Origin of the sequence: Catenibacterium sp. CAG:290 (assembly GCF_000437715.1) — a bacterium.
GTDB lineage: Bacteria > Bacillota_I > Bacilli_A > Erysipelotrichales > Coprobacillaceae > Catenibacterium > Catenibacterium mitsuoka_A.
Genome location: NZ_FR898857.1, coordinates 1 through 959 on the forward strand (window position 1 = coordinate 1; position 959 = coordinate 959).

At 37.2% G+C, this 959-nt stretch carries 1 protein-coding gene; it reads right to left on the reverse strand.

What is annotated here, in order from left to right:
* Positions 1–96 precede the first annotated feature (96 nt).
* On the reverse strand, positions 97–828 hold the full coding sequence (locus QVO42_RS08445; protein WP_022425681.1) for an MIP/aquaporin family protein: 732 nt from the start codon (positions 826–828) through the stop codon (positions 97–99).
* Positions 829–959 lie beyond the last annotated feature (131 nt).

A 959-nucleotide genomic window follows, 5' to 3' on the forward strand; every position in this document is an offset into this window, starting at 1 on the left:
GATAAGCATTTTAGTTACCAAACTCTCGATGCTATCCTTTTTTATTACTCCCCTATTCTTTTAGGCAAAGAAAAAAAGCTATCGATTGATAGCTTCTTAGAAAATGTTGAAATATAATAGACAAGCACAGATACTTGCACAAATTGGAGCAAGTACTGGTACCCATGCATAATCCCACTGAGAAGTTCCCTTGTTCTTGATTGGTAAGATTGCATGTAAGATTCTTGGACCTAAGTCACGAGCTGGGTTTAAAGCTGGACCAGTAGGACCACCAAATGAAGCAACTAATGCCATAACTAATAAACCAACACCGATGAAACCGGCACCCTGATTACCATGTTCGAAGATTGGTGAATGAGTAATAGATAATGCACAGAAGAATAAGATGAATGATCCGAAGAATTCGTTTACGAAACCATTGAACTTACTGTTTGTTGCATCAGTAGTTGAGAATGTACCTAAGATTGCATCAGGATTTTCTGTTGCATCATAATGAGGCTTAAAGCAAAGATAAAGAATAAACTGACCTACGATAGCACCAGCGAACTGTACTAAGATGTAAGGTAATACTTCAGCTAATGGTACATCACCCGCTACAGCTAAACCAATAGTAAATGCTGGGTTAATGTGGTTACCAGAAATTTTACCAATCATAAGAGCTGGAATCATAACGGCCATACCATAACCGATTGCAATGATGACCCAACCACTGTGGCTTCCCTTTGTTCCCTTTAATTCCACGTTTGCTACTGAGCCGTTACCAATCATAACCATGATTGCAGTACCAAGGAACTCAGCAATGAGACGAGTAGTTAATGAAAATGTCATAATTGTCCCCCTATTTAATATTTAATTGTGTTTAATGACAAATGGATTATAAAACCTGTATTTCAATGTGTCAACATGTTTCTAAAATGTTAATGCTTACAATCGTTTTTTATGCGTTAGTGGCACATTAT